The sequence below is a fragment of the Streptomyces sp. NPDC097617 genome, from assembly GCF_044761485.1.
GTDB lineage: Bacteria > Actinomycetota > Actinomycetes > Streptomycetales > Streptomycetaceae > Streptomyces.
Genome location: NZ_JBIWCL010000043.1, coordinates 13,030 through 36,438, shown reverse-complemented (window position 1 = coordinate 36,438; position 23,409 = coordinate 13,030). Strand labels below are relative to the sequence as shown.

Annotated in this window: 24 protein-coding genes and 1 tRNA gene; 13 read left to right on the top strand and 12 right to left on the bottom strand. The window is 70.3% G+C overall.

Going from position 1 to position 23,409, the window contains the following annotated elements:
* The first annotated feature begins 205 nt into the window (after positions 1 to 205).
* From acs to ACIQZO_RS38770, 5 genes are all read left to right on the top strand, one after another.
* On the top strand, positions 206 to 2,203 hold the full coding sequence (acs, locus tag ACIQZO_RS38790; protein ID WP_403635899.1) for an acetate--CoA ligase: 1,998 nt from the start codon (positions 206 to 208) through the stop codon (positions 2,201 to 2,203).
* Positions 2,204 to 2,480: 277 nt separating this feature from the next.
* Complete coding sequence (gene nhaA, locus ACIQZO_RS38785) at positions 2,481 to 3,914, top strand: Na+/H+ antiporter NhaA (protein WP_403635897.1); 1,434 nt, start codon at positions 2,481 to 2,483, stop codon at positions 3,912 to 3,914.
* Positions 3,915 to 3,974: 60 nt separating this feature from the next.
* Positions 3,975 to 4,433, top strand: a complete 459-nt coding sequence (locus ACIQZO_RS38780) for a phage holin family protein (RefSeq protein ID WP_403635895.1) — start codon at positions 3,975 to 3,977, stop codon at positions 4,431 to 4,433.
* Positions 4,430 to 5,389: an alpha/beta fold hydrolase gene (locus ACIQZO_RS38775; RefSeq protein WP_403635893.1), complete on the top strand. Its 960-nt coding sequence runs from the start codon at positions 4,430 to 4,432 to the stop codon at positions 5,387 to 5,389. Before ACIQZO_RS38780 ends, ACIQZO_RS38775 begins: the two co-directional genes overlap by 4 nt.
* 151 nt (positions 5,390 to 5,540) lie before the next feature.
* The gene (locus ACIQZO_RS38770; protein ID WP_403635891.1) at positions 5,541 to 5,714 is read left to right on the top strand and encodes a hypothetical protein; all 174 of its coding nucleotides are present in this window, start codon (positions 5,541 to 5,543) and stop codon (positions 5,712 to 5,714) included.
* Between the two features lie 30 nt (positions 5,715 to 5,744).
* On the opposite strand, the gene ACIQZO_RS38765 is transcribed toward ACIQZO_RS38770, so the two are convergent.
* The 3 genes from ACIQZO_RS38765 to nth all read right to left on the bottom strand — a co-directional run bounded on the left by ACIQZO_RS38765 (position 5,745) and on the right by nth (position 8,666).
* Positions 5,745 to 6,947: a MarP family serine protease gene (locus ACIQZO_RS38765; protein ID WP_403635903.1), complete on the bottom strand. Its 1,203-nt coding sequence runs from the start codon at positions 6,945 to 6,947 to the stop codon at positions 5,745 to 5,747.
* A 13-nt stretch (positions 6,948 to 6,960) separates the two neighbouring features.
* Positions 6,961 to 7,683 (bottom strand): NUDIX hydrolase, encoded by a 723-nt coding sequence (locus ACIQZO_RS38760; protein WP_403635889.1) that lies wholly within the window; start codon positions 7,681 to 7,683, stop codon positions 6,961 to 6,963.
* A 113-nt stretch (positions 7,684 to 7,796) separates the two neighbouring features.
* On the bottom strand, positions 7,797 to 8,666 hold the full coding sequence (gene nth, locus ACIQZO_RS38755; RefSeq protein ID WP_403635887.1) for an endonuclease III: 870 nt from the start codon (positions 8,664 to 8,666) through the stop codon (positions 7,797 to 7,799).
* Positions 8,667 to 8,935: 269 nt separating this feature from the next.
* On the opposite strand from nth, the gene ACIQZO_RS38750 reads away from it, so the two are divergent.
* Both ACIQZO_RS38750 and ACIQZO_RS38745 read left to right on the top strand, forming a co-directional pair.
* Positions 8,936 to 9,610, top strand: coding sequence for a Crp/Fnr family transcriptional regulator (locus ACIQZO_RS38750; RefSeq protein WP_030027155.1), 675 nt, complete (start codon positions 8,936 to 8,938; stop codon positions 9,608 to 9,610).
* Between the two features lie 149 nt (positions 9,611 to 9,759).
* Positions 9,760 to 10,566 carry a nucleotidyltransferase domain-containing protein gene (locus ACIQZO_RS38745; RefSeq protein ID WP_403635885.1) on the top strand — a complete coding sequence of 269 codons (807 nt, stop codon included), beginning with the start codon at positions 9,760 to 9,762 and terminating at the stop codon, positions 10,564 to 10,566.
* A 22-nt stretch (positions 10,567 to 10,588) separates the two neighbouring features.
* Here the strand turns inward: ACIQZO_RS38745 and ACIQZO_RS38740 are convergent, their stop codons facing one another.
* From ACIQZO_RS38740 to ACIQZO_RS38720, 5 genes are all read right to left on the bottom strand, one after another.
* The gene (locus ACIQZO_RS38740) at positions 10,589 to 10,897 is read right to left on the bottom strand and encodes a hypothetical protein (RefSeq protein ID WP_403635883.1); all 309 of its coding nucleotides are present in this window, start codon (positions 10,895 to 10,897) and stop codon (positions 10,589 to 10,591) included.
* Positions 10,894 to 11,739 (bottom strand): MBL fold metallo-hydrolase, encoded by an 846-nt coding sequence (locus ACIQZO_RS38735; RefSeq protein ID WP_403635881.1) that lies wholly within the window; start codon positions 11,737 to 11,739, stop codon positions 10,894 to 10,896. Before ACIQZO_RS38735 ends, ACIQZO_RS38740 begins: the two co-directional genes overlap by 4 nt.
* On the bottom strand, positions 11,736 to 12,770 hold the full coding sequence (locus ACIQZO_RS38730; protein WP_403635879.1) for an NUDIX hydrolase: 1,035 nt from the start codon (positions 12,768 to 12,770) through the stop codon (positions 11,736 to 11,738). Before ACIQZO_RS38730 ends, ACIQZO_RS38735 begins: the two co-directional genes overlap by 4 nt.
* A 156-nt stretch (positions 12,771 to 12,926) precedes the next feature.
* Positions 12,927 to 13,397 (bottom strand): RidA family protein, encoded by a 471-nt coding sequence (locus ACIQZO_RS38725; RefSeq protein WP_030726704.1) that lies wholly within the window; start codon positions 13,395 to 13,397, stop codon positions 12,927 to 12,929.
* Positions 13,394 to 13,555, bottom strand: coding sequence for a DUF4177 domain-containing protein (locus ACIQZO_RS38720; RefSeq protein ID WP_007264966.1), 162 nt, complete (start codon positions 13,553 to 13,555; stop codon positions 13,394 to 13,396). The genes ACIQZO_RS38725 and ACIQZO_RS38720 overlap by 4 nt, the downstream gene beginning before the upstream one ends.
* Before the next feature lie 140 nt (positions 13,556 to 13,695).
* Between ACIQZO_RS38720 and ACIQZO_RS38715 the strand changes: the two genes are divergently transcribed.
* Positions 13,696 to 14,679 (top strand): ArsA family ATPase, encoded by a 984-nt coding sequence (locus ACIQZO_RS38715; protein WP_403635876.1) that lies wholly within the window; start codon positions 13,696 to 13,698, stop codon positions 14,677 to 14,679.
* Positions 14,676 to 16,031, top strand: coding sequence for an ArsA family ATPase (locus ACIQZO_RS38710; protein WP_403635874.1), 1,356 nt, complete (start codon positions 14,676 to 14,678; stop codon positions 16,029 to 16,031). Before ACIQZO_RS38715 ends, ACIQZO_RS38710 begins: the two co-directional genes overlap by 4 nt.
* A gap of 29 nt (positions 16,032 to 16,060) precedes the next feature.
* On the opposite strand, the gene ACIQZO_RS38705 is transcribed toward ACIQZO_RS38710, so the two are convergent.
* Positions 16,061 to 16,411, bottom strand: coding sequence for a WhiB family transcriptional regulator (locus ACIQZO_RS38705; RefSeq protein ID WP_181382488.1), 351 nt, complete (start codon positions 16,409 to 16,411; stop codon positions 16,061 to 16,063).
* Between the two features lie 385 nt (positions 16,412 to 16,796).
* Here ACIQZO_RS38705 and ACIQZO_RS38700 point away from each other — a divergent pair, with 385 nt between their 5' ends.
* A complete protein-coding gene (locus ACIQZO_RS38700) occupies positions 16,797 to 19,097 on the top strand; it encodes a transglycosylase domain-containing protein (protein WP_403635872.1) in 2,301 nt (766 codons plus the stop codon).
* A 165-nt stretch (positions 19,098 to 19,262) separates the two neighbouring features.
* On the opposite strand, the gene ACIQZO_RS38695 is transcribed toward ACIQZO_RS38700, so the two are convergent.
* Positions 19,263 to 19,724, bottom strand: coding sequence for a GatB/YqeY domain-containing protein (locus tag ACIQZO_RS38695; RefSeq protein ID WP_403635870.1), 462 nt, complete (start codon positions 19,722 to 19,724; stop codon positions 19,263 to 19,265).
* Between the two features lie 68 nt (positions 19,725 to 19,792).
* Between ACIQZO_RS38695 and ACIQZO_RS38690 the strand changes: the two genes are divergently transcribed.
* From ACIQZO_RS38690 to ACIQZO_RS38680, 3 genes are all read left to right on the top strand, one after another.
* Positions 19,793 to 20,731, top strand: a complete 939-nt coding sequence (locus ACIQZO_RS38690) for a metallophosphoesterase (RefSeq protein ID WP_403635868.1) — start codon at positions 19,793 to 19,795, stop codon at positions 20,729 to 20,731.
* Positions 20,732 to 20,743: 12 nt separating this feature from the next.
* Complete coding sequence (locus ACIQZO_RS38685) at positions 20,744 to 21,454, top strand: Pr6Pr family membrane protein (RefSeq protein WP_403635866.1); 711 nt, start codon at positions 20,744 to 20,746, stop codon at positions 21,452 to 21,454.
* A gap of 40 nt (positions 21,455 to 21,494) precedes the next feature.
* Positions 21,495 to 21,568 (top strand) — tRNA-Pro (locus tag ACIQZO_RS38680).
* A 77-nt stretch (positions 21,569 to 21,645) separates the two neighbouring features.
* Here the strand turns inward: ACIQZO_RS38680 and xerC are convergent.
* Positions 21,646 to 22,812, bottom strand: coding sequence for a tyrosine recombinase XerC (gene xerC / locus ACIQZO_RS38675; RefSeq protein ID WP_403635864.1), 1,167 nt, complete (start codon positions 22,810 to 22,812; stop codon positions 21,646 to 21,648).
* Positions 22,809 to 23,021 carry a helix-turn-helix domain-containing protein gene (locus ACIQZO_RS38670; protein ID WP_403635862.1) on the bottom strand — a complete coding sequence of 71 codons (213 nt, stop codon included), beginning with the start codon at positions 23,019 to 23,021 and terminating at the stop codon, positions 22,809 to 22,811. The genes xerC and ACIQZO_RS38670 overlap by 4 nt, the downstream gene beginning before the upstream one ends.
* Positions 23,022 to 23,409 lie beyond the last annotated feature (388 nt).

Below are 23,409 nucleotides of genomic sequence, written 5' to 3'. Positions count from 1 at the left end.
AAAACGCTCGGCTGGAGAACCCCAGCCGAGCGCCTGCGTGATCTACTGACAACCACGTAAGCCATCAGGTGTTGCGAGGACCCCTAGAAACCGCCCTGCGGGGAGGGGCCATTCGCACTCCGTTCTTCGCGCGGTCCAGATCGTGATATAGGTCTAAACCAATTCCCGGCTACCCCTTGTCACCTGGGCCGCTGACTGATGAGCTATGCCCGGGGACACAACGGACACCCTGGGAAAGGGAGATGTCGTGAGCAATGAAAGCCTGGCCAATCTGCTCAAGGAGGAGCGGCGGTTCGTACCGCCCGCCGATCTGGCCGCCGCCGCCAACATGACCGAGGCTGCGTACACACAGGCCGACGCGGACCGGCTGGGCTTCTGGGCCGAGCAGGCCCGGCGGCTGACCTGGGCCACGGAGCCGACCGAGACGCTCGACTGGACGAACCCGCCCTTCGCGAAGTGGTTCGCGGACGGCAAGCTCAACGTCGCGTACAACTGCGTGGACCGCCACGTCGAGGCCGGCAACGGCGACCGCGTCGCCATCCACTTCGAGGGCGAGCCCGGCGACAGCCGCGCGATCACCTACGCCGAGCTCAAGGACGAGGTCTCCAGGGCCGCCAACGCCCTGACCGAGCTGGGCGTCGAGGCCGGCGACCGGATCGCCGTCTACCTGCCGATGATCCCCGAGGCCGTCATCGCGATGCTCGCGTGCGCCCGCCTCGGCGCCGCGCACTCCGTGGTCTTCGGCGGCTTCTCCGCCGACGCCGTCGCCTCCCGCATCCAGGACGCCGACGCCAAGCTGGTCATCACCGCCGACGGCGGCTACCGCCGCGGCAAGCCCACCGCCCTGAAGCCCGCCATCGACGACGCCGTCGCCAGGTGTCCGCAGGTCGAGCACGTGCTCGTCGTGCGCCGCACCGGCCAGGACACCGCCTTCACCGAGGGCCGCGACGTCTGGTGGCACGACGCCGTCGGCCGGCAGTCCGCCGAGCACACCCCGCAGCCCTTCGATGCCGAGCACCCGCTCTTCATCCTCTACACCTCGGGGACCACGGGTAAGCCGAAGGGCATCCTGCACACCTCCGGCGGGTACCTCACGCAGGCCGCGTACACCCACCACGCGGTCTTCGACCTGAAGCCGGAAACCGACGTCTACTGGTGCACCGCCGACATCGGCTGGGTGACCGGGCACTCCTACATCGTCTACGGGCCGCTCGCGAACGGCGCCACCCAGGTGATGTACGAGGGCACCCCCGACACCCCGCACCAGGGCCGGTTCTGGGAGGTCGTCCAGAAGTACGGCGTCACCATCCTCTACACGGCGCCCACGGCCATCCGCACGTTCATGAAGTGGGGCGACGACATCCCCGCGAAGTTCGACCTGTCGAGCCTTCGCGTACTGGGCTCGGTCGGCGAGCCGATCAACCCCGAAGCCTGGATCTGGTACCGCAAGCACATCGGCGGCGACCGCTGCCCGATCGTGGACACCTGGTGGCAGACCGAGACCGGCGCGATGATGATCTCCCCGCTGCCGGGCGTCACCGCCACCAAGCCGGGCTCCGCCCAGCGCGCCCTGCCCGGCATCTGCGCCACCGTCGTGGACGACGAGGCGCACGAGGTCCCGAACGGCGGGGGCGGCTACCTGGTCCTCACCGAGCCGTGGCCGTCGATGCTGCGCACCATCTGGGGCGACGACCAGCGTTTCATCGACACCTACTGGTCGCGCTTCGAGGGCAAGTACTTCGCGGGCGACGGCGCCAAGAAGGACCACGACGGCGACATCTGGCTGCTCGGCCGGGTGGACGACGTGATGCTGGTCTCCGGCCACAACATCTCGACCACCGAGGTCGAGTCGGCGCTCGTCTCGCACCCCTCGGTCGCCGAGGCGGCCGTGGTCGGCGCGACCGACGAGACCACCGGTCAGGCCATCGTGGCCTTCGTCATCCTGCGCGGGAGCGCCTCCGAGACCGAGAGCCTGGTCTCGGACCTGCGCAACCACGTGGGCAGCACGCTCGGCCCGATCGCCAAGCCGAAGCGGATCCTGCCGGTCCAGGAGCTGCCGAAGACCCGCTCGGGCAAGATCATGCGCCGCCTGCTGCGCGATGTGGCGGAGAACCGCGAGGTCGGTGACGTCACCACGCTCGCCGACTCCTCGGTCATGGACCTGATCCAGAGCAAGCTCCCGGCCGCCGGCAGCGAGGACTGAGCCGCGGGTCGAGCGGCACCGGTCGGGTGACACGCGCTGAGTGACACCAGTTGCGTGACACGCGCTGAGTGACACCGGCTGAGACACACCGAAAGGGGCATTCGGCGCGCCGCGCCGGGTGCCCCTTTCGCACTTAAAGTGATGATCGCCGGATACGCCCTCGCGTACACCCTGTAAAATATTCAGAGCGTAAAGAAAGACCACAGGGTGCGCCGGGAAGTCTGGTCGGCAATGAGCTTCGCCATGCCGTCCAACCGACCCCCGGAGGTTTCCCCTCGTGGCCGCGCCCAGCCCCACCGACCGCCAGAGCCGCAAGCTGCTCGGCCTGCTCTCCCTGCCCGAGCGCCGCTTCGTCGCCGACGCCCTGCGCACCGAGACCGTCGGCGGCGTACTTCTGCTCGTGGCCGCGATCGTGGCCCTGGTGTGGGCGAACGTCCCCGCCATCTCCGAGAGCTACACCAGCGTCGGGTCCTTCCACATCGGCCCCGCGTCCCTGGGCCTGAACCTCTCGCTCCAGCACTGGGCGGCCGACGGCCTGCTCGCCGTCTTCTTCTTCGTCGCCGGCGTCGAGCTCAAGCGCGAACTCGTCGCGGGCGATCTGCGCGATGCCCGGGCGGCCGCCCTCCCGGTGATCGCCGCCCTCTGCGGCATGGCCGTACCCGCGGTGGTCTACCTCATCGTCAACATGCTGGGCAACGGCTCCACGGACGGCTGGGCCGTCCCGACCGCCACCGACATCGCCTTCGCGCTGGCCGTCCTCGCCGTCATCGGCACCTCGCTGCCGTCGGCCCTGCGCGCCTTCCTGCTCACCCTCGCGGTCGTCGACGACCTCTTCGCCATCATGATCATCGCGGTGTTCTTCACCAGCGACATCGACTTCCTGGCGCTCGGCGGGGCGTTCGTGGGCCTGGCCCTCTTCTGGTTCCTGCTCCGCCGCGAGGTGCACGGCTGGTACATCTACGTTCCGCTCGCCCTGGTCATCTGGGGCCTGATGTACAACAGCGGTGTCCACGCCACCATCGCCGGCGTCGCCATGGGACTGATGCTGCGCTGCACCCGCCGCGAGGGCGAGCGGCAGTCCCCCGGCGAGCACATCGAGCACCTGGTCCGGCCGCTGTCGGCCGGCCTCGCCGTACCGCTCTTCGCCCTCTTCTCCGCCGGTGTCTCCCTCTCCGACAAGGCCATCGCCCAGGTCTTCACGCGGCCCGAGGCTCTCGGCGTGGTCCTCGGACTCGTCATCGGCAAGACCGTCGGCATCTTCGGCGGCACCTGGCTCGCCGCCCGCTTCACCAAGGCCGAACTGAACGAGGACCTCGCCTGGCCCGACGTACTCGCCGTGGCCTCACTCGCCGGCATCGGCTTCACCGTCTCCCTCCTGATCGGCGAACTCGCCTTCCCCGACGACGCCGTCCTCACCTCCGAGGTCAAGGCCGCCGTACTGATCGGCTCCCTGATCGCCGCCGTGATCGCGTGCGTCATGCTCAAGCTCCGCAACCGCAGGTACCGGGCACTCACTGAGGCCGAGGAGCGCGACGAGGACCACGACGGCATCCCGGACATCTACGAGGAGCACAACCCCGAGTACCACCTGCGGATGGCCCGGATCTACGAGGACCGGGCCGCGGAGCACCGTCGCAGGGCCGAAGACGCGGCCGCCGCCGCGCTCCAAACGACAGCCGGGTCCACCACCGAGGGCGACCGTCCGGCATGATCTGACTGACGACGCAGGACAGCCGCGCCGCCCGGCAGCAGACGACAGAGGGAGAGAGCGATGAGCGCAGTGGACCAAGAGGCGCAGGGAACCGAGCGCACACTCGGCCAACTGGTCGCTTCGGCCACCGCCGAGATGTCCGCGCTGGTGCACGACGAGATCGCCCTCGCCAAGGCGGAGATCCGCGAGGACGTCAAGCGCGTGGGCAGCGGTTCCGCCTCGATGGTGGGCGCCGGAGTGCTCGCGCTGTTCTCCGTCCCGGTGCTGACCTTCGCCGCGGCGTACGGGATCCACAACCTCGGGCTCGGACTCGCATGGTCCTTCCTCATCGTCGGCGGCGCGTTCCTGCTGATCGCGGGCGTGCTCGTACTGATCGGCGTACGCAAGTTCAAGAAGGTCAAGCCGCCGGAGAGGTCCATCGCCTCCGTCAAGCAGACCGCCGCGCTGGTCCAGACCGTCAAGCCGCACCCGCGGCCGGTGAGTGACAAGGCTGTGGGTGTGGCACGCTCGTCCTCATGACAGCGCCCACGCCGGACTCCAGCGTTCCTCCCACAGCTGCCACGGCGGTACGGCTCGACCTTCCGGGCGCACGGCCGGTCACGCACCGGGACGTCGCCGCCAACGGCGCCCGCTTCCACGTCGCCGAGCTGGGTGACGGGCCGCTGGTCCTGCTGCTGCACGGATTCCCGCAGTTCTGGTGGACCTGGCGGCACCAGATGACCGCGCTCGCCGACGCCGGGTACCGGGCGGTCGCGATGGACCTGCGCGGCGTGGGCGGCAGCGACCGCACCCCGCGCGGCTACGACCCCGCCAACCTGGCCCTCGACATCACCGGCGTCGTACGGTCCCTCGGCGAGCCGGACGCCGCGCTCGTCGGGCACGACCTGGGCGGGTACCTCGCCTGGACGGCGGCCGTGATGCGGCCCAAGCTGGTGCGCCGACTCGTCGTCTCGTCCATGCCGCATCCGCGCCGCTGGCGCTCGGCGATGCTGTCGGACTTCGGTCAGACGCGGGCGAGTTCGCACATCTGGGGTTTCCAGCGGCCCTTCGTCCCCGAGCGGCAGCTGGTCGCCGACGGCGGAGCGCTCGTAGGAGAGCTGATCCGGGACTGGTCGGGTCCGCGGCCGCCCGAGGACGAGGATGTGGCCGTGTACCAGCGGGCCATGTGCATCCCGTCCACCGCGCACTGCTCGGTCGAGCCGTACCGCTGGATGATGCGGTCGATGGCGCGCCCCGACGGGATCCAGTTCAACCGGCGGATGAAGCGGCCGGTGCGGGTTCCGACACTGCACCTGCACGGCTCGCTCGACCCGGTGATGCGCACCCGCAGCGCCGCCGGTTCCGGGGAGTACGTCGAAGCCCCCTACCGGTGGCGGCTGTTCGACGGGCTCGGGCACTTCCCGCACGAGGAGGACCCGGTCGCCTTCTCGTCCGAGCTGGTGAACTGGCTGAAGGACCCCGAGCCGGACCGCTGACAGGGCGGCCGGCGCGAGCGGCGACCAGCCCCCGCACAGGCGGCAGTTCGCTCGTACGGTTGTCTTACGAGTATTCAATTGCCTGGCGCATAGGCCAATTGGCCGCCCCTGACGGGGTTACGGACCTTGGGGCACGGGCACAGCTCGGAGTATGAGCTGGACGCACGACTACGGTGACACCGCGCACGAACGCCGCTCGGCAACTACGCCGGGCAGCCACGAGAGGGCCGGCCGGCACGGCCACGACCCCCGCCTCGGGATTCCGCTCATCCTGCGCCGACGGGCCCGCTGGGTCTCCGCGCGCCTGCGCCATCCACGGACGTAGGGACCGCGCGGACCCGGCGGGAGCCGCGTCTCAGAGGGCGCAGCCCTGGCTGTCGACCCGGCGTACGGCGTCCTTGCCGATCCGGATGTCGTCGCGGATCTCGTCCGCCGTCAGCACGTAACCGGTGTTGGGGTCGTCGAGGGACTTCGCGAAGACGACCCCGTACACCTTGCCGTCGGGGGTCAGCAGCGGTCCGCCGGAGTTGCCCTGGCGAACGGTCGCGTACAGCGAGTAGACGTCCCGTCGGACAGTACCGCGGTGGTAGATGTCCGGGCCGTTGGCATTGATCCGGCCTCGTACGCGGGCGGCGCGGACGTCGTAGGCGCCGTTCTCCGGGAAGCCGGCGACGATCGCGTCGCCGCCGCTCGCCGCATCCTTCTCGGAGAACTCCAGCACCGGGGCCTTCAGCTTCGGCACGTCCAGGACGGCGATGTCGCGCGCCCAGTCGTAGAGCACGACCTTGGCGTCGTACAGCTTGCCCTCGCCGCCGATCTGCACGGTCGGCTCGCCGACCCCGCCGACGACATGGGCGTTGGTCATCACCTTGCCGGGCGCGAAGACGAAGCCGGTGCCCTCCAGCACCTTGCTGCAGCTGGGCGCGGTGCCGACGACCTTCACGATGGAGCGCTTGGCCTGCTCGGCCACGGGGCTGCTGGCGAGCGCCGGATCGGGCGCCCGCACCTCGGTGATGGGCTCGTTGGAGAACGGGCTGAAGACCTGGGGGAAGCCGTTGCGCGCGAGGGTGGAGCTGAAGTCCGAGAACCAGGTGTTCGCCTGTTCGGGCAGGACCCGCGACACGCCGAGGAGGACCTTGGAGTTGCGGACCTCCTTGCCCAGGGTGGGCAGCGAGGTCCCGGCGAGCGCGGAACCGATCAGCCACGCCACGAGCAGCATCGCGACCACGTTGACCAGGGCCCCGCCGGTCGCGTCGAGCGCGCGCGCCGGCGACCAGGTGATCTGGCGGCGGAGTTTGCTTCCGAGATGGGTGGTCAGGGCCTGGCCGATCGAGGCACAGATGATGATCACGACCACGGCGATCACGACGACCGTGGTGGACACCTGGGTGCCGTTGTCCGTCACCCGGTCCCAGATCAGCGGGAGCAGGGACACGGCGACGAGACCACCGCCGAGGAAGCCGATCACCGACAGGACGCCGACGACGAACCCCTGGCGGTAGCCGACGATCGCGAACCACACGGCGGCGAGCAGCAACAGGATGTCCAGCACGTTCACGTGGGTCACCGTCTCATGCGCGCCAGTCGAGCGGGACCTGTCGTGACCGGTCCCACGGGCGCTCCCAGCCCGCGAAGTGCAGGATCCGGTCGATCACCCCGGCGGTGAAACCCCAGACCAGGGCCGATTCGACGGTGAACGCCGGTCCCAGGTACCCCCTCGGGTGAACCGCCATGACCCGGTGCTCGGGGTCCGTGAGATCGGCCACGGGGACCGTGAAGACCCGGGCCGTCTCGGCCGGATCCACGGCGCCGACCGGGCTGGGGGCGCGCCACCAGCCGAGCACCGGGGTCACGACGAACTCGCTGACCGGAATGTAGAGCCGGGGCAGCACGCCGAAGATCTGCACACCGGAAGGGTCGAGTCCGGTTTCCTCTTCGGCCTCGCGCAGCGCGGCACGCAGCGGACCGGTGGTGTGCGGATCACCGTCCTGCGGATCCAGCGCGCCGCCCGGGAAGGACGGCTGGCCCGCATGCGAGCGCAGGGTGCCGGCGCGCTCCATCAGGAGCAGCTCGGGGCCGCGGTCGCCCTCGCCGAAGAGCACGAGCACGGCGGACTGCCGCCCGCCGCCGTCCTCGGGCGGCAGGAAGCGGCTCAGCTGCCCGGGCTGGACGGAGCGGGCCGCCTCCACGACGGGATCGAGCCAACCGGGCAGGCCGTCGGTGGTGACGGCCGGGGCGTCGCCCGCACGGGCTCCCACCCTGGCCCCGGTCTCGTCCCGTGTCCCGCGCGTCATGGGCACCCCTGTCCGCGTTGCGTTGTCCAACACCGTCTCCCACACCGCAAACGCGGCCCTGGTATCGATTCGTTCCTGCGTTCCTGCGTGATTGGTGCCCGCCTGCCGGCGCCCTACGTGCCCGCGTCCCGCCCGCCCGCGTCCACCGCGGCGCCGCCCAGCGGCGGAGCCGGCAGCCCCGGATAGTCCGGGGGCGGGGTCAGGCGCTGGCCCGGCTGGCCGCCCTTCTCGTACTTGAGCAGCTTCTTCGCCTTCTCCGGGTCAGTCTCGCCCTCCCCGTACGCCGGGCAGAGCGGGGCGATCGGGCAGGCCCCGCAAGCAGGCTTGCGCGAGTGGCAGATCCGGCGGCCGTGGAAGACGACCCGGTGCGAGAGCATCGTCCACTCGCTCTTCGGGAAGATCGCGCAGATCTCCGCCTCGACCTTCTCCGGGTCCTCCTGCTCGGTCAGCTTCCAGCGGCGCACCAGCCGGCCGAAGTGGGTGTCCACCGTGATCCCCGGGACACCGAACGCATTGCCGAGGACCACGTTCGCCGTCTTTCGGCCCACTCCGGGCAGGGTCACCAAGTCCTCGATCCGGCCGGGCACCTCCCCGCCGAAGTTGTCCCGCAGGGCCTGCGAGAGGCCGAGCAGCGACCTCGACTTGGCCCGGAAGAACCCGGTCGGCCGGATCAGCTCCTCCAGATCCTCGGGGGCGGCCGCGGCCATGTCCTCGGGGGTCGGGTAGGCGGCGAAGAGGGCCGGGGTCGTCTGGTTCACCCGCAGGTCGGTGGTCTGGGCGGACAGCACCGTCGCGACGAGCAGCTCGAAGGGATTGCGGAAGTCGAGCTCCGGATGGGCGTACGGATAGATCTCGGCCAGCTCGCGGTTGATGCGACGCGCCCTGCGCACCATGGCCAGGTGCGATTCCGGCTTGACCGATTTCGGTTTCTTGGCCGAAACTTTGCCCTGCGGGGTGGCCGCGGCCCCCGCGGACGTCTTCACTGGGACATGTTCGCCCACGGCAGAATTTTGGGGCTCCGTCACTCCGGCGGACCCCTTGGCCTGTGCTCTCACCGGCTTATTGGACACCCGGCCAGCCTAAGGCCGGCCGCTGACACCCGCCCGGACCTCAGGTAACACCACTCCGATTGGCCTCACGCCGCACAGCATGCCCGTCCGTCCGGCATCCTTGTGATTGATCGCACTGTTTGAGCCGTCCGGCAAAATGGGGAGCACGGTCCCCTGAGCCGGTCGACATAGGAGAGAGACTCGTGGACGACGTTCTGCGGCGCGCCCCGCTCTTCGCGGCGCTCGATGACGAGCAGGCCGCGGAGCTCCGCGCCTCCATGGGCGAGGTGACCCTCGCACGCGGTGACGCCCTGTTCCACGAGGGCGACCCCGGCGACCGGCTGTATGTCGTGACCGACGGCAAGGTGAAGCTCCACCGCACCTCCCCCGACGGTCGCGAGAACATGCTGGCCGTCCTCGGCCCCGGCGAGCTGATCGGCGAGCTGTCGCTCTTCGACCCGGGCCCGCGCACCGCCACCGCCACCGCGCTGACCGAGGTCAAGCTCCTCGGCCTCGGCCACGGTGACCTCCAGCCCTGGCTCAACGCCCGGCCCGAGGTCGCGACCGCGTTGCTGCGCGCCGTCGCCCGCCGCCTGCGCAAGACCAACGACCAGATGTCCGACCTGGTCTTCTCCGACGTTCCCGGCCGTGTGGCGCGGGCGCTCCTCGACCTGTCGCGCCGCTTCGGCGTGCAGTCGGAGGAGGGCATCCACGTGGTGCACGACCTGACGCAGGAGGAGCTCGCACAGCTCGTCGGCGCCTCGCGCGAGACCGTGAACAAGGCCCTGGCCGACTTCGCGGGCCGCGGCTGGCTGCGCCTGGAAGCCCGTGCGGTCATCCTGCTGGACGTCGAGCGGCTCGCGAAGCGCTCCCGCTGACGCCGGCCACGTCGTAGGAGGGGTCCTGCCCGAACCGGGCGAGGCCCCTCCGCGTTTTCACGGCCCCACGCCGCCGCGCGGAGCTCCGTCCGGCCGACGCACGGCGTTCGGTCGGCCGTCCCGGGCGGCCGGAGGGGCACAGTGGAGCCATGGAGCACAGAGGGCTGGACGCGTACGGGTACTTCGAGCGGGAGGGCTCCCTCGGGCGGGTGCAGGACGAGTTCCGGGGCCTCGTGGCGGCCGTACGGGGGCGCACCTCCGAGGCCTACGGGCGGCGGCTGCACAGTGCGTACCTGTACGGGTCCGTGCCGCGGGGGACGGCCCGGCCCGGGCGGTCGGACCTGGACCTGCTGCTCGTACTGCACCACCAGCCCTCCGACGAGGACCGGGACACCGCCGAGGTGCTCGCGCGCGGGCTCGACGAGGACTTTCCCGAGGTCGACGGGGTCGGCATCCTGCTCCAGGACAAGGTCACCGTGCTGAGCGAGACGGAACGATTCGACCTGGGCTGGTTCCTGGCCTGCCTGTGCACCCCGCTGCTCGGGGCGGACCTGGCCGAGCACCTGCCGCGCTACCGCCCGGACAGCCTGCTCGCCCGCGAGACCAACGGGGACCTCGCCGAGCTGCTGCCCGCCTGGCGGACGCGGGTGCGGGAGGCGTCGACCCCGCAGGAGTACCGGACGCTGTGCCGCGTCTTCTCCCAGCACTTGGTGCGCACGGCCTTCACGCTCGTCATGCCGCGGTGGGGAGGCTGGACCAGCGACCTCGGGGAGTCCGCGGAGATCTTCGGCAGGTACTACCCGGAGCGCGCCGCCCGGCTGCGGGCCGCGGCGGCCCTGGCGCTGGATCCCGTCGCGGACCCGGAGGTGCTGCGCTCGTACGTCGAGGACCTCGGTCCGTGGCTCGCGGACGAGTACACGGCCCGGCACGGCACGAAGACGCCGCGCCAGGGCTAGCGGGTGGCCTCCGGGGCCCGCCTCAGGACGTGTCGGACGGCTCGGCCACCGCGAGGGCCTCGACGGCCTGCTTGGCCTCCAGCAGGCTCGCGCCGGTGATCCGTCGGTACTCCTTGATCGCCGGTATCTGCCGGTCCGCCCTGACCAGGGCGCGTACCTCGTCCATCCCGGCGGGCTCCGGCTCCTCGATGCCGAAGTGCTCCAGCACCAGGGCCAGGCGGCGCTCGGTCCGGTCCGCCTTGTGCTGCAGTCTCTGCACCCGGAGGGTCAGTGTGGAGGTGATCCATCCGGCCGTCGCGATCAGCGCGACAAGCAGGAACACGGTGTTCATTCGAGCCCTCCAGGGATGAGTCCGTGATCTTGAAGGTACTCCAGCTGCGCCCGGACGGACCATTCCGCGGCAGGCCACAAGGACCGGTCCACGTCCGCGTAGACCTGGGTGACGACCTCCTGCGGCGTCACGAAGCCGTTCTCGACGGCGGTCTCGACCTGGGCGAGCCGGTGCGCGCGGTGGGCCAGGTAGAACTCCACGACGCCCTGAGCGTCCTCCAGGACCGGCCCGTGGCCCGGCAGGACGGTGTGCACCCCGTCGTCCACGGTGAGCGAGCGCAGCCGGCGCAGGGAGTCCAGGTAGTCGCCGAGGCGCCCGTCGGGGTGGGCGACGACGGTGGTGCCGCGGCCCAGGATGGTGTCACCGGTCAGCACGGCCCGGTCGGCGGGCAGGTGGAAGCAGAGCGAGTCGCTGGTGTGGCCGGGGGTGGGCACCACGCGCAGCTCCAGCCCGCCGGTGCGGATCACGTCTCCGGCGGCCAGGCCCTCGTCGCCCAGGCGCAGGGCCGGGTCCAGGGCGCGCACCTTCGTACGGGTGAGCTCGGCGAAGCGGCCCGCGCCCTCGGCGTGGTCGGGGTGGCCGTGGGTGAGCAGGGTGAGGGCGATCCGCTTGCCCTCCCGCTCGGCGGCGGCGATGACGGCCCGCAGGTGTGCGTCGTCCAGCGGACCGGGGTCGATCACGACGGCCAGGTCGGAGCCGGGCTCGGACACCAGCCAGGTGTTGGTGCCGTCAAGGGTCATCGCCGAGGCGTTGGGAGCCAGGACGTTCACGGCGCGGGCGGTCGCCGGCCCGGAGGTGACGACTCCGCGGGGCTGTCCGGGCAGTGCGGCGGCATCGGTCATGCCGGGCCTCCGGAAGCTGCGGGGCCTGCGGGATCCGCGGGACCGGTGGGGCCTGCGGGACGGGCAGGACGGGCAGGACGGGCAGGATGGGCGGGACCAGTGGGCCCCGTGGCGCCCGTGGGGCCTGCGGGAGCGGTCGGGTCTCCGGAGCGGACGCGCTTGGTGAACTCGTCGTGCCCCGGCCAGCTGAGCACCAGCTCGCCGTCCTCCAGCGTGGCCCGGGCCAGGACCGGGGCGAGGTCCTGCGCGGTCGCGGCGGCGAGCGCGCCCGCGGCGCTCCCGTACGGCTCCAGGGACCGCAGCGTGGAGATCGTGGGCGGCATCATCAGCAGCTCGCCCTTGTCGTAGCCGGCGGCCGCGTCGACCGGGCGGATCCACACGGTCCGGTCGGCCTCGGTGGAGGCGTTGCGGGTGCGCTGGCCCTCGGGGAGGGCGGCGACGAAGAACCAGGTGTCGTAGCGGCGCGGCTCGAACTCGGGAGTGATCCAGCGCGCCCACGCCCCGAGCAGGTCGGAGCGCAGCCGCAGGCCGCGGCGGTCGAGGAACTCGGCGAAGGACAGCTCCCGCGCCACGAGGGCCTGCCGGTCGGCCTCCCAGTCGTCGCCGGTGGTGTCGCCGACGATCGTGTCCGGGGTCTGCCCGGCGAGCAGGACGCCCGCCTCCTCGAAGGTCTCCCGCACGGCGCCGCAGACGATCGCCTGGGCGGTGAGGGGATCGGTCCCGAGCCGGGCCGCCCAGTCCTCCCGGGACGGGCCCGCCCAGCCGACCTGGTGCTCCTCATCGCGCGGGTCGACCCCGCCACCCGGATAGGCGTAGGCGCCCCCGGCGAAGGCCATGGAGGCCCGCCTGCGCAGCATGTGCACGGCGGGACCGTCGGGGGTGTCCCGCAGGAGCATCACGGTGGCGGCGCGCCGCGGATCCACCGGGACGAGCGAGCCGTCCGCGAGCGCGCGGATGCGGTCGGGCCACTCCGGCGGGTACCACTGGCCTCCGGCGGGGGGCTGCTGCTGACCGTGCTGACCATTCGGCATGGCCGGATGCTACGGCCATCCGGCCCGATGTTCGAGGGTCCCCCGGCACGGTCGGCCCTCACGGGCGGCCCGGCTCCCCGGGTGCGGCACGCAGGACGGGCCGGGAACCGCGCTGCGCGCGACCCGGCCCGTCCGGTGGAAGCCCCCTCGAAGCGGTCAGGCTCCGGCGACCAGCTCGACCTGGATCTCGACCTCGACGGGGGCGTCCAGCGGCAGGACCGCCACGCCGACCGCGCTGCGGGCGTGGACGCCCTTCTCGCCGAGGACCTCGCCCAGCAGCTCGCTCGCACCGTTCAGCACGCCCGGCTGGGCCGTGAAGTCGGGGGCGGACGCGATGAAGCCGACGACCTTCACGACACGCGCGATCTTGTCGAGGTCACCGACGACGGACTTGACGGCGGCCAGGGCGTTCAGCGCGCAGATCGCCGCCAGCTCCTTGGCCTGCTCCGCCGAGACCTCGGCGCCGACCTTGCCGGTGATCGGCATGCTGCCCTTGACCATCGGGAGCTGGCCGGCGGTGAAGACGTACGAGCCCGACCGCACGGCCGGCTGGTACGCGGCCAGCGGCGGGACGACGCCCGGGAGCGTCAGGCCGAGCTCGGCCAGCTTCGCCTCTACAGCGCTCATGCCTTCTCCCGCTTCAGGTACGCCACGAGCTGCTCGGGGTTGTTCGGGCCGGGCACGACCTGGACGAGCTCCCAGCCGTCCTCGCCCCAGGTGTCCAGGATCTGCTTGGTGGCGTGAACCAGCAGCGGGACGGTCGCATATTCGAACTTCTTGGTCATGGGAGCGAGGGTAGTGCCTGTGATGCGGCGAGCACGCCGCACCCGCGGCCGACGCGAGCGACGGAGCTCACCCCCCGAACACTCCGGCAGAACCCCCCGGCACCACCGGAGCCGAACCGGAGGAATTAGGCTCGGACGCTGTGAGCAGGCTCCAGGTGGTCAGCGGCAAGGGCGGCACCGGCAAGACCACGGTCGCCGCAGCACTCGCGCTCGCCCTCGCACGCGAGGGCGGCCGGACTCTTCTCGTGGAGGTCGAGGGCAGGCAGGGGCTCGCGCAGCTCTTCGGCGCCGAGGCGCTCCCGTACGAGGAACGGAAGATCGCCGTGGCGCCCGGCGGGGGCGGTGAGGTCTTCGCGCTCGCCATCGACGCCGAACGGGCGCTGCTGGACTACCTCCAGATGTTCTACAAGCTCGGTTCGGCCGGCCGCGCCCTCAAGAAGCTCGGCGCCATCGACTTCGCGACGACCATCGCCCCGGGGCTGCGCGACGTACTGCTGACGGGCAAGGCGTGCGAGGCGGTGCGGCGCAAGGACAAGGCAGGCCGGTACGTCTACGACCACGTGATCATGGACGCGCCGCCGACCGGGCGGATCACCCGCTTCCTGAACGTCAACGACGAGGTGGCGGGACTGGCCCGGTTCGGGCCGATCCACAACCAGGCCCAGGCCGTCATGAAGGTCCTCAAGTCCCCCGAGACGGCCGTGCACCTGGTCACCCTCCTGGAGGAGATGCCCGTCCAGGAGACCGCGGACGGCATCGAGGAGCTGCGCGGGGCCGGACTGCCGGTCGGGCGGGTCGTCGTCAACATGGTCCGGCCGCACCATCTGGACGAGGACACCTTGCGCACCACGGCCGGCGACCACCGCGCCGAGGTGGCGAAGGCGCTGTCCCGGGCGGGCCTCGGCGGGGCGCGCCGCGGCGGGCTGGCCGAGCGGCTGGTGGACCCGCTGCTCACGCAGGCCGCCGAGCACGCGAGCCGGGTGGAGCTGGAGCGCGCGCAGCGCGGCGTACTGGCGGGGCTGGACCTGCCGACGTACGAACTTCCCCTGCTCGGATCGGGGATGGATCTGGCCGGGCTCTACGCGCTGGCCAAGGAATTGCGGAAGCAGTCGGTGGCGGAATGAGCGAGGGGGTGGACACCGTGGGCATGGACACTCCGCCGCGGCTGGCGGTCGACCGGCTGTTGGACGACCCGGAGACGCGGATCATCGTGTGCTGCGGGGCGGGCGGGGTCGGCAAGACCACCACGGCCGCGGCGCTCGGCGTACGGGCCGCGGGGCGCGGGCGCAAGGCGGTCGTGCTCACCATCGACCCGGCGCGGCGGCTCGCGCAGTCGATGGGGATCGACTCGCTGGACAACACCCCGCGCAAGGTGGAGACCGTAGGGGCGGGCGACGGCGAACTGCACGCCATGATGCTGGACATGAAGCGGACCTTCGACGAGATCGTCGAGGCGCACGCGGACGGCGAGCGGGCCCGGGCCATCCTCGCCAACCCCTTCTACCAGTCGCTGTCGGCCGGCTTCGCGGGCACGCAGGAGTACATGGCGATGGAGAAGCTGGGGCAGCTGCGGGCCCGGGACGACTGGGACCTGATCATCGTCGACACACCGCCGAGCCGGTCCGCGCTGGACTTCCTGGACGCGCCGAAGCGGCTCGGGTCCTTCCTGGACGGCAAGTTCATCCGGGTGCTGATGGCGCCGGCGAAGGTGGGCGGCCGGGCCGGGATGAAGTTCCTGAATGTCGGTATGTCGATGATGACGGGCACCCTCAGCAAGCTGATGGGGGCCTCGCTGCTGAAGGACGTCCAGACCTTCGTGGCCGCGATGGACACGATGTTCGGCGGCTTCCGCACGCGCGCGGACGCGACCTTCCGGCTGCTCCAGGCTCCCGGCACGGCCTTCCTCGTGGTCGCCGCGCCCGAACCGGACGCCCTGCGCGAGGCGGCGTACTTCGTGGAGCGACTGGCCGCGGAGAACATGCCGCTGGCCGGTCTGGTACTGAACCGGGTGCACGGCAGTGACGCCGACCAGCTGTCCGCCGAGCGGGCGTTGGCCGCCGCAGAGAATCTTGAAGAAGGCGGCATTGTCGATCAGGAGTCCGGGAAAGCTGGACTTCGTGACTCGGGCGCGGAACCCAAGGGAACCGCCGAGACCGCCGGGTCCATCCCGACCTCACGGACAGCACGGACCACGAACCCTCCCGAGACAGGCTCCCCCGGCACCGAAAGCGACGCCGAAGGCGGTACCGCGGTCGACACCGCGGTCGTCGACCGGGTCACGGCAGGACTGCTGCGCCTGCACGCCGAGCGCATGCAGGTGATCGCGCGTGAACAGCGCACACGCGATCGCTTCACCTCACTGCACCCCGAAGTGGCGGTGGCGGAAGTGGCCGCCCTGCCCGGCGATGTGCACGACCTCGCCGGGCTGCGGGCCATCGGAGAACGACTCGCGGCCGGTGTACCGGCCGGAGCGTAGGCGTTCGTACGTCATGGCGGCCGTGTGGTCTACCCGGCTGCCGCGTATGTCTCGTACGCCACGTCGATCTCCGCGTCTGCATCCATGGTGAGGATGCCCGTGCTGCGCTCGTACTCCGTACGTGCGGTTTCGAGCAGCCGTCGCCACGAGGTGACGGTGGGACGCCGGCGCAGCAGCGCACGTCGTTCCCGCTCGGTCATTCCGCCCCACACGCCGAACTCGACACGGTTGTCGAGCGCGTCGGCCAGGCATTCGGTCCGCACCGGACATCCGGTGCACACCGCCTTGGCCCTGTTCTGTGCCGCTCCTTGAACGAATAGTTCATCCGGATCGGTAGTGCGGCAGGCTGCCTGCGCACTCCAGTCGGTAACCCAGCCCATCCCGGCGCCGTCCTCTCCCGAATCGAGGCTCCCCCACGGCGGTAGCGGCATATTCACCGCTGCCAGTTGAGGACGTTACGGAAGGCGAGCACAGTGCAACACCCCCGACGGGCCCAATCTTGAATGGTCCGAACGGACTATGGGTAAGCGGCAGATCACCCGACGGAGTGATCCGGCGACATGCCCGACCATTCCGGCAATTCGGGTGTATTCGCCGGTTCGGCTTCAGCAGAGGGGCGAGATTCGGACATGTGTCCACCCCATTCGGGAAGGGTGAAAATCAAGCCGAAGGGTTGATGTCGCACCTCACTGCTGTGACAGTTGGGGACAGCTTAGGCCAAGGCATTCGCGTGTGTCCGGCGAATGAGAACGTAGGCTGCCCCCTATGGGAAAGAAGCGCTCGGGCGGCGGGCTCACGGGGAGCCAGCAGGCCGCCAAGTTCCTCGGGGTGTCCGTTCTCTCCGGGGTTGTACTGGCCGGCATGGCGATTCCGGCCGCAGGCGCCCTGGGTCTGGCGGCCAAGGGGACGGTCGAGGGATTCGATGAGATCCCGGCCAATCTCAAGACTCCGCCGCTGAGCCAGCGGACCACGATTCTGGACGCCGAGGGTGGCCTGATCGCCACCGTCTATTCACGCGACCGTCAGGTGGTCCCGCTCACGGCGATCTCCCCGTACATGCAGAAGGCGATCGTCGCCATCGAGGACTCGCGTTTCTACGAGCACGGTGCGGTCGACCTCAAGGGCATCCTGCGCGCGGTCAACCGCAACGCTCAGGAGGGCGGCGCCGCACAGGGCGCCTCCACCCTCACTCAGCAGTACGTGAAGAACGTGTTCGTCGAAGAGGCCGGCGACGACGAGACCAAGGTGCGCGAGGCCCAGGAGAAGAGCCTCGGCCGCAAGATCCGAGAACTGAAGTACTCGATCCAGGTCGAGGAGGAGCTCGGGAAGAAGAAGATCCTCGAGAACTACCTCAACATCACGTACTTCGGTCAGCAGGCCTACGGAATCGAATCCGCCGCCCAGCGCTACTTCAGCAAGCCGGCCAAGGACCTGACGCTGGAGGAGTCCGCGCTGCTGGCGGGCGTCGTGCAGTCGCCGAGCCGGTACGACCCGGTGAACGACGCGCAGGAGGCCACCAAGCGCCGCAACACCGTCCTCCAGCGGATGGCCGAGACCAAGGACGTCTCCCAGGCGGAGGCGGACGCGGCGAAGGCCAAGCCGGTCACCCTCAAGGTGACCAAGCCGAGGAACGGCTGCATCACCGCCGTCAAGGGCGCGGGGTTCTTCTGCGACTACGTGCGCAACTCCTTCCTGACCGACGCCGCCTTCGGCAAGACGCGCGAGGAGCGGGCGAAGGTCTGGAACCAGGGCGGCCTCACGGTCCGCAGCACGCTGGACCCGCAGTCACAGGACGCGGCCAACGAGTCGATCAAGGACCACGTCTACCAGGACGACGCGATCGCGACGGCCGTGACCCTGGTCCAGCCGGGCACCGGCCGGGTCCTGGCGATGGGTCAGTCGAAGCCGTACGGCTTCGGGAAGAACGAGACCCAGATCAACTACTCCGTGGACAAGCGGATGGGCGGATCGAACTTCGGCTTCCAGGTCGGCTCGACCTTCAAGCCGTTCATCGCGGCCGCCGCCCTCGAGAAGGGGCTGCCGCCGACGAAGGTGTACCCGGCGCCGAACAAGATGGACTACCCGAGCCCGATCTCCCGCTGTGACGGCTCGCAGTACATCAACACCACGGGCGAAGCGGCGGAGAACGAGACCGAGGACGAGGTCGGCCCGTACCCGCTGCGCACCGCGATGGAGAAGTCCATCAACACCTACTTCGTCGACATGATCTCCGAGATCGGCCTGTGCCCGGTGTCGCAGATGGCGCAGAAGCTCGGTGTGGTCCCGGCGAGCGGGGCGAAGCTGGCGGACGGCCCCGCCATCGCCCTCGGCGCGGAGGAGATGTCCCCGCTGACGATGGCCAATGCGTACGCGACCTTCGCCAACCGCGGCGTCTACTGCACCCCCGTCGCCATCGAGTCGATCACCGACGCGCACGGCAAGGCGCTCTCGGTGCCGAAGAGCAAGTGCGATCGGGCGATGTCGCAGACGACCGCCGACACCATCAACACCCTGCTGCGCGGAGTGGTCGACTCCGGTACCGGTGAGCGCGCCGGTCTGAGCGACCGCGACAGCGCCGGCAAGACCGGTACGACGGACTCCCGCTACAACGCCTGGTTCGTCGGCTACACGTCGAACATGTCCGGCGCGGTATGGGTCGGCTCCGGCGGCGCGAAGAAGATCACGATGGAGAACATCGTGATCGGCGGCAGGCCCTACGACAAGGTCTTCGGTGGCGGTCTGCCCGGCCCGATCTGGAAGGACGCGGTCTCCGGAGCGCTGTCCGGCCGCGAGTCCGGGAACTTCACCACGGTCGGCATCCCGGAGCCGAACGTTCCGTCCGGCGGCCCCCGCGGCAACAAGCCGTCGACGAACCCGTCCAACCCGGGCAAGCCCGGCAAGCCCGGCGGCGACGGCAAGCCCGGCGGGCGGCCCGGCGGTCAGACCGCCGGGGCCAACGGCGGAGGCGCCACGGGCGGCGGAACCGACCCGCAGCAGCCCCCGCTCCCCGGGATCTCGATCGACCCGAACACCGCGGGCGTCTTCGGCGGCCCCGACGAGCATTAGGTAACGCGAGTACACAAGAGGGAGGGCCCCTGCCGAAACCGGCTGGGGCCCTCCCTCTTTGCCTCTGTCCCGCGACCGCACGGCGCTGGGGCGACGCGGCGCTACGGCTCTCCTGCCCTACGGCTCTTCTGCCCTACGGGACTTCTGCCCTACGGGACTTCTGCCCTACGAGAGCTGCTGCTTGACGACGGCGGCGACACGCCCGCCCTCCGCCAGCCCGGCGACCTTCGGGTTCACGATCTTCATAACGGCGCCCATGGCACGCGGCCCCTCGGCACCCGCCGCCTTGGCCTCCTCGACGGCCTGCGTCACGATCGCGACGAGCTCGTCGTCGCTGAGCTGCTTGGGCAGGTACGTGTCGAGGAACTCGCCCTCCGCGGTCTCCCGGGCGGCCTGCTCGGGACGGCCGCCCTGGGCGAACGCGTCGGCCGCCTCGCGGCGCTTCTTCGCCTCCTTGGCGATCACCTTGAGGACTTCCTCGTCGGAGAGCACGCGAGCCTGCTTGCCCGCGACCTCCTCCTTGGTGATGGCGGAGAGGGTCAGGCGCAGCGTGGACGAGTGCAGCTCGGCACGCGCCCTGATGGCGGTCGTGAGGTCTTCCTGCAGCTTGGCCTTGAGCGTGGTCATGCAGATGAGTCTGCCAGGTGCGGGGGCAGTGGCGCTCAAGGGTTTTCCGGGTCTGCGACGATGGGTCCATGCGTGCGCGTTACGGAGTACCCCTGAAGGCAGCTGCCGGAATCGCTGCGGTCGGGGCCGCGGGTGTGGCCTATGCCGCCGGTTTCGAGGCACGGTCCTTCCGCCTGCGCCGGGTCACGGTGCCTGTCCTTCCCCGGGGGATGCGCCCGCTGCGCGTACTCCAGGTCTCCGACATCCACATGGTCGGCGGTCAGCGCAAGAAACGCGCCTGGCTGCAGTCCCTGGCCGGGCTGCGCCCCGACTTCGTCGTGAACACCGGCGACAACCTCTCGGACACCGAGGCCATCCCCGAGCTGCTCGACTCCCTGGGCCCCTTGATGAACTTCCCGGGCGTGTACGTCTTCGGGTCGAACGACTACTACGGGCCGCGGCTGCGCAACCCCGGGCGCTACCTGCTCGAGAAGGCCCAGGGCCGGCACGGGCTGAACGGCAACAAGCCGGTCGTCGGCGCCGTCCACAACCCGTGGGAGGAGTTGCGGGACGCCTTCGACTCCGCCGGCTGGCTGAACCTCACCAACACCCGGGCGCGGCTGAAGCTGGACGGTCTGGAGCTGGCCTTCACCGGGCTCGACGACCCGCACATCAAGCGGGACCGCTACGCAGAGGTCGCCGGCGGCCCGGAGGCGGACGCGGACTTCTCGATGGCCGTGGTGCACGCCCCGTACCTGCGCGTGCTGGAGTCCTTCACCGCCGACCGGTACCCGCTGATCCTCGCGGGCCACACCCACGGCGGGCAGCTGTGCATCCCCTTCTACGGGGCACTCGTCACCAACTGCGACCTCGACACGAAGCGGGTGAAGGGGCTCTCCACGCACGAGGCGGAGGGCAATCGCGCGTACCTGCACGTCTCGGCCGGCTGCGGCACGAACCGGTTCACCCCGGTCCGCTTCGCCTGCCCGCCGGAGGCGACACTCCTGACCCTGACTCCGAAGGCGTAATACGCTGCCGGAATGACCGCTCCGTCGCGCCTCGTCCCGGTGGTGTTCCGCGGCCTGATCGCCGCGGCCGCCGTGGTGGGGCTGGTCATCGACTGCGTGTACGGGAGCGTGCCCGTCGTCCTGAGTTACTTCACCATCTGGACGAACATCCTGGTGGCGGTCGTCCTCGGGGTGTCCGCGACCCGCGCCTGGCAGCGCCGGCCCGATGTCGCTCCCCTGTACCGGGGCGGGGTGCTGCTCTTCACCCTGATCACCGGGCTCGTCTTCCACCTGGTCCTCGCCAACCCGTCGAGCCCCTTCAACGTGGTCGCGGAGCTCGACCGACTCGACGGCGCCAGGGCCGTGGCCAACCAGCTCCTCCACACGGTCACCCCGGCGGGCCTCCTCCTGAACTTCCTCCTCCTGACACCCCCGCACACCCTGCGCCCGCGCCACGCCGCCCAGTGGCTGGCGTACCCGCTGGTGTACGTGACCTTCGCGCTGGTCCGCGGCGCCCTGCTGGACGACCCCGCCACCGCACGCCGGTACCCGTACCCCTTCATCGACGTGGCCCAGTACGGCTACGCCCGGGTGACCCTGAACGCCCTGGTCCTGGGCGCCGCCTTCTACGCCCTCGGCCTCATCCTGGTCACGGCGGACCACTACCGCCCGCGATCCGTCCTGGCCCCGCGACCCGTGCGCGAAAACCGGATTTCGTCTCCGGCGAGAGGTCCGCTAAAGTAATCGATGTCGCCAGGGCAGCAAGCGCTGCAAGGGCGGCGATCGGGGTGTAGCGCAGCTTGGCAGCGCGCTTCGTTCGGGACGAAGAGGTCGTGGGTTCAAATCCCGCCACCCCGACTTCGTAAGACCAGGTCAGCAGCCCACTCACGTGAGTGGGCTGCTGACCTGTTTCTGTTGCGTGACTAACTGAGTGACTACGGCTTTAGATCTTCCTTGAAGATGCCGTCCATGACCGTCGCCCCCGTCTGGATCACCGGGCGGATCTGTTTCCGGTAGACCGCCTCCGTGACCGCCGTGCCGGAGTGGCCGACGAGTCTGGAGATCTCTTCCAGCGGGACCCCCTTGTCGGACAGCAGCGAAACGAAGCTGTGCCGGAGCTCCCGCGGGGTCCACTCCTTCGCGTCGACTCCCTCGGCCCCGGTGATCGCCTGCCGGAAGGCGCGCCGGACGTTGGTGGAGTCCAGCTCAGTCCCGGTCGCGGAGGAGAACACGAGTCCCTTCTCCGTCCACTGATCACCGGCAGCGAGCCGGTCCCACCCCTGTTCCTCGAACTGCTGCCAGAGCGCGTCCACGCACCTGGCCGGCAGGGCGATCGTCCGGCGCGACTTCTTAGTCTTGGTGTCCCCAGTGGAGCGAACCGACCGCCACACCGCGATGTGCGGCGGCACGGGCGGCAACGCGTCCGGGTCCCCCTTCAGGAAGACGTGGTCCCAGGTAAGGGCCCGCATCTCTTCCGTCCGCGCGCCGGTGAGCAATGCCACCACGATGTACGCGTACGAGGACGTCCCCGCGGACGCCTTCAGCACCGCCTCGGCCTGGACGAGCTTGAGCGCCTTCGATGGCCGACCGGCCTGGCCTGTCGGGATCGAGCACAGCTCCACGATGTTCCGCTTCACCTTGTCCCGGACCATGGCCCGCTTCACGGAACGGTTCAGGCACGAGTGGATCGCCTGAAGCGTGCGCGTGCTCAGCGTCTTGGCCTTGTCCGCCAGCCACTTGTCGACGTCCTCGCCGCTCAACTCCCGCAGTTTCCGGGCCCCGAGCGCGGGGATCACGTGGATTCGGCTGAGGGACGTGCAGGTGGCCACGGTCTTCGCGTCGCGGCCGGCCAGTCCGTACATGAGCCAGTCGTCCACCGCGTTCGCCACGGTGTAGTTGGTCGGCGCGACGGCCAACCCGTCTTCGTGGTCGCGGAGCACCTCCTTGAGCTTGGCCTTGGCCTCGGTCTTGGTCTTGCCGCTCCCCCTCCGCACGACACGCTTCCCACTCGCGTCGAACCCCAGGGTCACGGTGGCGATCCACCGCTGCCGCGACTCGTCCCAGTGAAGACCGCCGTCTCCCCTGCTGCGGCGCTTGGTCACTTGCTGTCTCCTGCCTCGCGCTCCAAGAGCGCGACGTACTCGTTGATGGCGGATCGGGGGATCAGCCGGGCCCGGCCCTCGTTGACGGTGCGGAGGCGGCCGGCGCGGATCAGTTCGTAAATGACGGAGCGGCTCAGGCTCAGGGCGGTCATGGCTGCTGCGACCTTGAGCAGGACGGGTTCCACGGGCGGCGTGGTCGTGGCGCTCACTGGTGTTCCTCCAAGGCTGAGGGACGGCGTGGTGGGGTGAAGGTGGCAGTGGACTGCGGACAGAGCGCTCGCGATGCCGGGGTGCGGACATCCGTGTGTGTCCGAGGCCGGGACTTCTGCGTCACCGGCGTCATTCGCGTCATCTGCCGGTCTGACCTGCGATTTTCGGTGACACAGGGCGCGGTCATGCGTCACCCACCCGCGTCACCCACGTCACCGGGTGACGTAGGTGGGTGACGCGGGTGACGTGAGATGACGCAGCCGTTGGCCGTCTGCGTCACCCGTGTATGTGCAGCTCATGGGCGGTTTCGTGGGCCGTGGTGACGTGGGTGACGCAGCGTCTCTTCTCTTAGGAAAAAGAGAAGGGTGGTGTCTGTTGTGGTGCGCG